This is a genomic window from Pimelobacter simplex (assembly GCF_900114845.1).
Taxonomy (GTDB): Bacteria; Actinomycetota; Actinomycetes; order Propionibacteriales; family Nocardioidaceae; genus Nocardioides; species Nocardioides simplex.
This window is the reverse complement of record NZ_FOUK01000010.1, coordinates 20,319-27,948: the sequence shown is the minus strand read 5'-3', so window position 1 is coordinate 27,948 and position 7,630 is coordinate 20,319. Positions and strand designations below refer to the sequence as shown.

General features: G+C 66.6%; 18 protein-coding genes. 14 read left to right on the top strand and 4 right to left on the bottom strand.

Annotation, left to right across the window (positions count from 1 at the left end):
* Nucleotides 1-186 precede the first annotated feature (186 nt).
* Nucleotides 187-1,464: a tyrosine-type recombinase/integrase gene (locus tag BM223_RS27720; protein WP_038676872.1), complete on the top strand. Its 1,278-nt coding sequence runs from the start codon at nt 187-189 to the stop codon at nt 1,462-1,464.
* 7 nt (nt 1,465-1,471) lie between these two features.
* Here the strand turns inward: BM223_RS27720 and BM223_RS27715 are convergent, their stop codons facing one another.
* From BM223_RS27715 to BM223_RS27705, 4 genes are all read right to left on the bottom strand, one after another.
* Nucleotides 1,472-1,921 carry a hypothetical protein gene (locus tag BM223_RS27715; protein ID WP_052138228.1) on the bottom strand — a complete coding sequence of 150 codons (450 nt, stop codon included), beginning with the start codon at nt 1,919-1,921 and terminating at the stop codon, nt 1,472-1,474.
* 31 nt (nt 1,922-1,952) lie between these two features.
* Nucleotides 1,953-2,300: a hypothetical protein gene (locus BM223_RS27710; protein ID WP_141267739.1), complete on the bottom strand. Its 348-nt coding sequence runs from the start codon at nt 2,298-2,300 to the stop codon at nt 1,953-1,955.
* Between the two features lie 29 nt (nt 2,301-2,329).
* Nucleotides 2,330-2,527, bottom strand: coding sequence for a hypothetical protein (locus BM223_RS28760; RefSeq protein ID WP_141267741.1), 198 nt, complete (start codon nt 2,525-2,527; stop codon nt 2,330-2,332).
* A gap of 72 nt (nt 2,528-2,599) precedes the next feature.
* A complete protein-coding gene (locus tag BM223_RS27705; protein WP_141267743.1) occupies nt 2,600-3,112 on the bottom strand; it encodes a helix-turn-helix transcriptional regulator in 513 nt (170 codons plus the stop codon).
* A 216-nt stretch (nt 3,113-3,328) separates the two neighbouring features.
* On the opposite strand from BM223_RS27705, the gene BM223_RS27700 reads away from it, so the two are divergent.
* The 13 genes from BM223_RS27700 to BM223_RS27655 all read left to right on the top strand — a co-directional run bounded on the left by BM223_RS27700 (nt 3,329) and on the right by BM223_RS27655 (nt 7,623).
* Nucleotides 3,329-3,622: a helix-turn-helix domain-containing protein gene (locus tag BM223_RS27700; RefSeq protein ID WP_200887061.1), complete on the top strand. Its 294-nt coding sequence runs from the start codon at nt 3,329-3,331 to the stop codon at nt 3,620-3,622.
* Entirely contained in the window at nt 3,619-3,813 is a 195-nt protein-coding gene (locus BM223_RS27695; RefSeq protein WP_052138227.1) for a helix-turn-helix domain-containing protein, read from the top strand. Before BM223_RS27700 ends, BM223_RS27695 begins: the two co-directional genes overlap by 4 nt.
* Nucleotides 3,810-4,148, top strand: coding sequence for a hypothetical protein (locus BM223_RS27690; protein ID WP_038676866.1), 339 nt, complete (start codon nt 3,810-3,812; stop codon nt 4,146-4,148). Before BM223_RS27695 ends, BM223_RS27690 begins: the two co-directional genes overlap by 4 nt.
* The gene (locus BM223_RS28755) at nt 4,145-4,381 is read left to right on the top strand and encodes a hypothetical protein (RefSeq protein ID WP_141267745.1); all 237 of its coding nucleotides are present in this window, start codon (nt 4,145-4,147) and stop codon (nt 4,379-4,381) included. The genes BM223_RS27690 and BM223_RS28755 overlap by 4 nt, the downstream gene beginning before the upstream one ends.
* Nucleotides 4,374-4,496 (top strand): hypothetical protein, encoded by a 123-nt coding sequence (locus BM223_RS30175; RefSeq protein WP_255319207.1) that lies wholly within the window; start codon nt 4,374-4,376, stop codon nt 4,494-4,496. Before BM223_RS28755 ends, BM223_RS30175 begins: the two co-directional genes overlap by 8 nt.
* Complete coding sequence (locus BM223_RS27685) at nt 4,493-4,810, top strand: hypothetical protein (RefSeq protein ID WP_038676864.1); 318 nt, start codon at nt 4,493-4,495, stop codon at nt 4,808-4,810. Before BM223_RS30175 ends, BM223_RS27685 begins: the two co-directional genes overlap by 4 nt.
* A gap of 137 nt (nt 4,811-4,947) precedes the next feature.
* Nucleotides 4,948-5,421 carry a translin family protein gene (locus tag BM223_RS27680; RefSeq protein ID WP_038676862.1) on the top strand — a complete coding sequence of 158 codons (474 nt, stop codon included), beginning with the start codon at nt 4,948-4,950 and terminating at the stop codon, nt 5,419-5,421.
* Between the two features lie 38 nt (nt 5,422-5,459).
* Nucleotides 5,460-5,675, top strand: a complete 216-nt coding sequence (locus BM223_RS27675; protein WP_038676860.1) for a hypothetical protein — start codon at nt 5,460-5,462, stop codon at nt 5,673-5,675.
* A complete protein-coding gene (locus BM223_RS29435) occupies nt 5,672-5,830 on the top strand; it encodes a hypothetical protein (protein WP_158510174.1) in 159 nt (52 codons plus the stop codon). The genes BM223_RS27675 and BM223_RS29435 overlap by 4 nt, the downstream gene beginning before the upstream one ends.
* A 178-nt stretch (nt 5,831-6,008) precedes the next feature.
* Nucleotides 6,009-6,362 (top strand): hypothetical protein, encoded by a 354-nt coding sequence (locus tag BM223_RS27665; protein ID WP_038676857.1) that lies wholly within the window; start codon nt 6,009-6,011, stop codon nt 6,360-6,362.
* Nucleotides 6,355-6,579, top strand: a complete 225-nt coding sequence (locus BM223_RS27660; RefSeq protein ID WP_038676856.1) for a hypothetical protein — start codon at nt 6,355-6,357, stop codon at nt 6,577-6,579. Before BM223_RS27665 ends, BM223_RS27660 begins: the two co-directional genes overlap by 8 nt.
* A gap of 52 nt (nt 6,580-6,631) precedes the next feature.
* Complete coding sequence (locus BM223_RS29430; protein WP_158510173.1) at nt 6,632-6,793, top strand: hypothetical protein; 162 nt, start codon at nt 6,632-6,634, stop codon at nt 6,791-6,793.
* Complete coding sequence (locus BM223_RS27655; RefSeq protein WP_038683454.1) at nt 6,790-7,623, top strand: YqaJ viral recombinase family protein; 834 nt, start codon at nt 6,790-6,792, stop codon at nt 7,621-7,623. The genes BM223_RS29430 and BM223_RS27655 overlap by 4 nt, the downstream gene beginning before the upstream one ends.
* Nucleotides 7,624-7,630 lie beyond the last annotated feature (7 nt).

Sequence of the window (7,630 nt, the reverse complement as noted above, 5' to 3'; positions counted from 1 at the left end):
GCCGTGGCAGGTAGTGGATTCGAACCACTGTCGTGCTACCTTGGAAATCTAGCATCTGACTTGCGGAAATGCCCTCTGACCTGGGTAAACAGGCGCATCCGCCAAGGTTCGGGAGTGATCAAGAATGCTCTCCCGATAGCATGTTCGTAGCACGCTCGTAGCACGAAGCGACCCCTGGAGAATCAGATGACAAGAGGCTTTGGCCGGGTACGGAAACTTCCCTCTGGCCGCTGGCAAGCCTTCTACTCCGATCCTACTGGCGCGACTCGCCTTTCGCGGACAGGCAGCCGCACGCCCGTCCGCCATGCCGCGCCCACAACCTTCACCACTAAACGCGACGCCGAGGCATGGCTCGGTCGAGAGCAGGGCCTGATCGCGTCTGGCACGTGGACCTCGCCCGCTACTCGCCAGGCCGTTACGCGCGCCGCGACCGAGGCCGGCGGAAGGAACACCCCCGGCGAGACCTTCCGGTCCTATGCCACGCGCTGGATCGCTGAGCGGCGCACCAAGCAGGGCGCGCAGCCGCTGGCGCCGCGGACCCGTGCGAAGTACGCCGACATGCTTGAGCACGATCTTGCGCCGCTGGCCGGGCTGCCCCTAGAGCGCATCACTCCAGCGGTCGTCACCGCATGGTTCGAGACCTGGGCTCCCCGCCGACGTCGTGCCCGTCCGGGCGACACGGGCGCAACCCAGCGGGCCCGCGCCTACGCGTTCGGCCGGGGCGTTATGACGACCGCAACCAGTGCCCTAGGACCCCTCGCTGGACAGCCGAACCCCTTCGCGATCCGCGGCGGCGGCGCCTCTCCCACGAAGCTCCGCGAGGAGCTCGCGACCGCCGACGAGGTCGAGGTCATGCTGGCAACGATCCGCCCCGAGTGGCGTCTTCTGGTCTTGCTCGGCCTCTGGACCGGGCTTCGCTACTCGGAGATCGCCGAGCTGCGCCGCGGCGATGTTGACCTTGCTCGCGCCGTGCTGCGGATCCGCCGCGCTGTCTCGGGCGACAAGGAGAACCCCGTCAAGGGGCCGAAGTCTGAGGCGGGCGTCCGCGACCAGCGCGTCCCGACCTTCCTGGTCGACGACATCCGGAAGCACCTCCGCGAGCACGCTGCCGGCGCGAAGGGTTCGCTCCTGTTCCCCGCTCAGTCCGGTGGGCACCTCGCTCCCCAGACGTTCTACGGCACGGCACCCGGCGCCAAGCGCAGGGGCCGCGTAGCCAGCTCGACCGGATCCCGCGGCTGGTACCACGCCCGCACCGCCGCCGGCCACCCCCAGCTCCACTTCCACGACCTCCGCGCGACCGGTGCCACGCTCCTGGCGCAGCAGGGGGCCACTGAGGCCGAGATCCAGGAGTTCCTTGGGGACTCGACCCCGCAGGCTGCGCAGCGGTATGTGCGGGCGGCCAGGTCGCGAATGGACATGCTCACCGACAGGCTCAACAACCTCGCCACAGAGGGCGGCTGGTAGGTGCCAGCTAAGGCACGCCTCGGGCGATGAGGGCTTCACGCACGATCTTCTGCTCGCCCATGTACATCCGCTCGAGCCGAACGTCGAGGTAGTGCCGGGTCACCCACAGAGCGTCGGCCGCCTCATCCTTGTCATCGGTCCAACACAAGACCTCAATGAAGTGGGCCAGTCGGATCAGACGCCGCGCCGCGAGTTCATCGGCCTCCATCTCGGCGCGTGACGCCTGGCGAACGGCGTCTGGGTACTCGCAGACGCCCGAGTGCCCCAGGTCTCTGTGGGCGAGCCCGTGCGCTACGGCGCATCGACGTTCTACTTGAAGCTGTCCGGGCCGGAGCATCATGTGATCCTCGGCCGGCGAGTACCACTCCGCCTTGCCGCCAGGCGTCGGCTCGATGGACATCGTCATGCCGTCGCCGTCGCGGAAGTAGCTCAGGAGGTGACGGAACGGGTGATACATGTGCCGGACCCTAGAGAGTGGGTCCGACGGATCACTCCTCGGACGGGTCGGATGACCTCGCAAAGACGCCCAGAATGGCAACCACATCGAGGGCGCCGAAGATCGCCGCGAACCACTGGTGGTCGAGGTACAGCGCGTATCCCGTTACCGCCGTGAGGACAACGAGCGCAGCCAACGCGGAGCGGTGGGCGCTCTTCATGACCTTGAGCGGCATCGTATAGATGGCGGACTCCATGAAGCGCTGGTGCTCCATCTGCTTCTCGACCTGCCGGAGCCACATCGAGTGCGCGTCGGGATCCTGCCGCTTCAGTTCGGCAAGCGCTGCGCCATCTGGCGCCTCCATGGGCAAATGCAGGTGCGCTTGGATCTGCTGAAGCACGACCTGCGCGATCTGCGCAGTGGTCGGATCTACTTCGGAGGGGTCAGCGCCTTCGAGACGATGTTCACCGAGTGAGCCGGGGTCCGCATCGGAGGCGCCGGAAGTTCGCGCTGGAGTGCGCGGAAGGTCTTCCCGCCCGTCCGATCGCCGAATGCGCGCATCGCGATCACCCGGAACCGCATCTTCTGCTGGCGGCTCAGGTGGGGAAGAACCTGAGGGGTGCTCATGCTGCGAGGGTAGCGCGGGGTCGCCCGTGTTCCTAGGTGTTCCCGCTGCCTCATCAGTCACACTCTCTTCGCTCACTTCTCGCGGCCCTTCTTCTTCCGCTTCATCTCGGCGATGGCTTCCATCTGCTCGGCGCGCGCACGCCGAGCCTGCTCGGTCGCCTCGCGAGCCAACTTCTCGTCGCCCTCGTCCCCCGAGGCAACGGCGAGCAGCGGCGGTCGGTCCGGGCCCGAGCCCGGCGGCGTCTTGGCGGGGGCACCTCCTGCATCACCCTCACCACCTCCTTCATCCTCTTCTTCGCGGCGGGCAGCGACCCAGTCGGCAATCCGATGCTCGTCCTCGGCCAGTGCAGCCGTGAGGTCATCGAGGGTGACCCCGGTCGCCTTGATCACGCGAAGCTGGGATGCCATCGGCATCCGCGCCTGGCAGCGCTTCCATGCGCTGATGGTCTGGCTGGAGACGCCAAACATCCGTGCCATGTCGCCTTGGGTGATCTTGCGGTGGAGCCGATCCTTCGCCTGTTCGTCAGCCGCCCAAGCGCTTAGCAGGCGCCAAACGGCGCCTGACTCTCGCTCGGTAGGTCGCATGGCTTGATGCTCCCGACTGCCTGTCAAGGGGCGCAACCAGCGCGGACACGCGCCTCGGCTCCCGTTGCGAAAAAAGTGGACACCAGATCGTAACGAACTACACCGGCGTAACTGCAGGTCAGGCGAGAAAGTTTCCAGCGAGGGCTTGACGGGTGGACACTGCCGTTGGAAACTTTTCCCAACCACGCTGGACACAGACTCACAGAAGGAACTAACGTGAAGCTCCAAGCCGCTCCCCGAACCAACTCGGAGATCTACATGCTTCTGAAGGATCGAAAGCAGCTCGCGAAGCTGATGGTCATTCAGGGCGTCTCGGCTCGGCAGCTCGCAAGGGCCGCCGGCTGGAGGTCGCACTCGTACATGAATCGACTCCTGGCGGGCGACGTCCGCACGCTCTCCACCGACCCCGCTCTGCGCATCGCCCACTATCTCGGGGTGGGCGTCGACGACCTCTTCTTGGTCAAAGTTTCCAACGACGATGTATCAACTCCCCATCGGAAGGCGTCATGAGCAGGAACATCACGTTGCAAGAGGCTGCGGCGATCTTGGAGCAGTCGGTTCTGACGGTTCGGCGCCGTATTGCGGACGGAACGCTGCCCGCCTTCCGAATCAAGGGGTCGCGGGCCCTTCGAGTGAGCGAGGCCGACGTCCGGGCGATGTTGACGCCGGTCCCGACGGTTGACCGCACGGAGGCGTCATGACCGCCCCCATCTGGTCCCCCGTGGACGACTCGACGGCCGACCTGCTGTCCCTGGTGGCCGACACGAACCACCCGTCGGCTGACTTCGAGTGGCGCGCGTTCGTGGGTGTCCTCAGTGCGACTGCTCATCTGCATGGCGGTCGTCTGGATCAGAACGACTACCGGGAGCAGCTTCGTGGCGTGGTTGCGCCTCGTCGGATTGGTGCGTTCGTGAACAAGGCGAAGGCCGAGCGGCTGATCGCGGAGACGGATGAGTGGTCGGTGTCGCGTGATGTTGCCGGCCATAACGCGGGTCGTCCGATGCGGGTCTATCGCTGGCTAGGTGATGCGTCATGACGACCCCCAACTCCGATTCCCCGATCGACTGGGATGACTGGGACGCGAAGACGTTGGCGGCGTGGTGTGCGCGTTCGAGTGAGTCGTACAACGTCGGCGCGTGGCAGACGGCTCTGCTTCTTCGCCCTTCGTCGTTCCGGGATCGCGTGGCGTCGCATCTGGCGGCGATGGATCTGCCGGCTGGTTGTCCGGCGCTGGTGACGTGGCGGGTGTCGGGAGGCTCTGATGACTGACTCCGATTCCCCGATCGGCCCGGCCCATTGGCTGGTGCTCGGCTTGGTGGTGTTCGCGTGCGTGTTCTTCGCGGTGGCGTTTGTGGTGTTCGCGCTGATCCGGGGCGCGTCATGAGTGCCCACCAGTTCAAGACGCTCACTGCCGAACAGCGCGAGGTCTGGAAGGCGCACCGATGGTCATCCCCGACCTACGCGGCCATGTGCACTGAGGTCGTCGATGCCCTGCTGGCCCATGTTTGGCAGGGCAAGAAGCGCCGCCTTCGTGACCACATGCTCGGCGTCTGCGCGAAGGTCTCTCGCCACTGGGACAAGCCCTGGATAGACCAGGAGCTTGCTCGGGCGTGGGAGGCCGGGTTCATGGATGCGGCGGGTCAGGACCATCCGGCGTTCCCGAGGACGCGGCGGTTCGAGAACCCCTACTCCCCCTAGTTCTCCGTCGCCGCGGCGTGTGTTTGCCGTCGTGGTGTCGGTGCGGGGCGTTCGGGCGCCCCATCCAAAACGTAGGTGGCCCCGGTGGTGGTGCAACACGACCGGGGCCGAGAACGAATCTCGAGAAGGAGTATCGCATGACGGTTCACCAGGACTTCAAGGCTGAGTTGCGCGACGCGTATCAGGTGCGTCGAGAGCAGGGGCTCACCGTCTCCCGCGCCCTGCATGACGCCACAGATGAGGTTCGGTCCAAGCTCATCAAGCCGTTGGTGGTGCTGGACCCCGAGTCCGACGACGACATCGACCGCTTGGCCGACCTGATCTCCCAGTGCGGTCCGTACATGGGCGTCTTCCGTCGCGGAGCCCTGCAGGCCGCTCTCCGTGAGTTCGCCTCCCCGACGCCTCCGAAGCCCGACGAGCCCACGAACAGGTGGTCGGTGGTCGTTGACCGTGCTGGCGATCAGTGGGTCCGCGCCCTGGGGCCGGACTTCATCTACGGCTGGTCGCACGCAGGAGGCTTCCCGGACAACGTCGGAGGTTGGACCGCCTATCAGGAGATCGACGCCGTCAAGGTGCTGTCGTCGGGCGTTGAGCCGGGTGAGCCGTCGTGACCCCCGAGTCTGCTGCCCGCGCAGCCCATGAGGCGCGCGTGCGATTCGAGGACGCCAAGCATCGTGCCGATGGTCGTGCTGCCCACATCGCCGACCTCGTTGCTGCTGGTCGACCAGTTGAGCAGCACTGGATCGATGGCTACGTGTCGGCTCGCGAAGCCCGCGAGGAGGCGCATCTCGCGCACATCGTGGCTGCGCAGGAGTTGGCGCTCGTGAGTGGCCTGTCGTTCATCGCGAAGGCGGTGTCGCCGTGATCGTCATCTGCATTCTGTTGGCCGTCGCGGTGGCGGTATTGGTGTGGGAGAACGCGACGTTGGTGGACGCGCTGCGTGAGGCGCAGGCCGAGGCCGTGGCGGGCCGCCGCCGGAAGCGCGGCGTCTCGGACCTCGCTGAGCGGAGGGCCCGATGACCGCCGCTGGCGCACTCGCGATCACTGGCGCCGCCCTGTTGGTTGCGGCGCTTGTCCTGGCGTTCGCAGCGTCAGAGGCCGACTGGCCCTTGCGCACTCGCCTCGCTGCCGCCGGGTGGTGCGTCTTCGCAGTCGGCATCATCTGCCTGGGTGCGGCGCCATGGCTGGAGGTGGCCCGATGACCGCCGATCTCGACCTGATCCGCCGGGCCGCGAACCGAGCGCGCGAGGTTGCAGAGGATGCGATCCTCGCCAGCGGAGACGAGCCCTGGGCCGCCGACGGCATCTCGTGGAACGACAACCGCGGCACCGTCTACATGGTCGGCGCTGGGCCCGTGAACGTCTGTGACGCGATCACCGAAGAGCAGGCCGAGCACATCGCGCACTGGGATCCGGCGACCGCGCTGGTCGTGGCCGCGTTCCTCGAACACGACTTGGCTCGCGTCTCCCATTCCCTCATCCCCGACATGCCGCCCCACCCCTGTGCCGTCGATATCGCGCGCGCCTTCCTCAAGGAGGACGCCGATGGCTGACAAGCACGGCTGCGGGTTCGAGGTCATCGCCCGCGACGCCAACTACCGCGCAACCAAGTGGCTCGGCACCTGCACCTGCGGAACCAAGTTCTCCGAGACCACCTACGAGGCCACTGAGGACGCGTGGCGCCAGCACTGCTACGAGGTCAACGGGATCGCCCCGAAGGCCATGGGCAATCAGGAAGGGCGGTGGCTCCCAAGTGTGCCGAGCCTGTAACCACCCCGCCTACGACGGTGAGCCAACCTGCCGCGACATCACAGCAGCCGACGTGCCGATCCTCGCGCCGACCAAGCAGCCCCACGACGTCAACACCTGCGACGTCCGCGACTGCTGGAACTGCCGCCACTGGCACGGCATCGAGCGAGTCATCGATGAGACCGAACGAGAGCAGCAGTACGACGCCGACGAGGCAGAGAGGTGGGCGTCATGAGCGAGCTTCGGATCATCGACGTCGAGCAGCGCTCGGAGGCTTGGTACGCCGCACGCTGCGGGATCGTCACCGCGTCCGTGATGAAGGATCTGGTGACGATCGGGGCACCCGATGCAACGGCGGTCGCCTGCCCGACCTGCGACGTCGCAGCCGGGGCCCCGTGTCTCGCCGTGGGTCGCAAGACGCCGACGCCGATCAAGGCGTTCCACGACGACCGGGCAGCCAAGGCTCGGACCCTGCCGCCGGTCTACGCACCTGCCGACAACGACACGTCCAAGGCGCTGATCCTCGCGCTTGCTGCCGAGCGGATCGCCAACCACGTCGAGGACACCCCCACCAACCGCGACATGTGGCGTGGCATCGAGTCCGAGCCCTACGCCCGCGACCTGTATGCCGAGCACTGCACCGACCGGCCCGTCACCGAAGCCGGGTTCATGATCCGCCAGTTCATCGGCAACGAGTGGGTGTTCGACATCGGCTACTCCCCCGACGGCCTCGTTGGCGACGACGGACTCATCGAGATCAAGGCGCCCCGACAGAAGGGCCACCTCTCGACCATCGTCACCGGCGAGATCCCGGCCCAACACATGGCTCAGTTGCAGACCGCGCTCCTGGTGTCCGGCCGCAAGTGGATCGACTTCGTGTCCTACTGCGGCGGGATGCACCTGTGGCCCAAGCGTGTCACCCCGGACCCCGCCTGGCAGGCCGCGATCCTCGCCGCCGCCGAGAAGGCCGAGGCAGACATCGCGGGCCACGCCGCCACCCACCAGCGCGCCACCAAGGGACTCCCCCTGGCAGAGCGCATCGACTTCAACATGGAGATCTTCTGAGATGCCG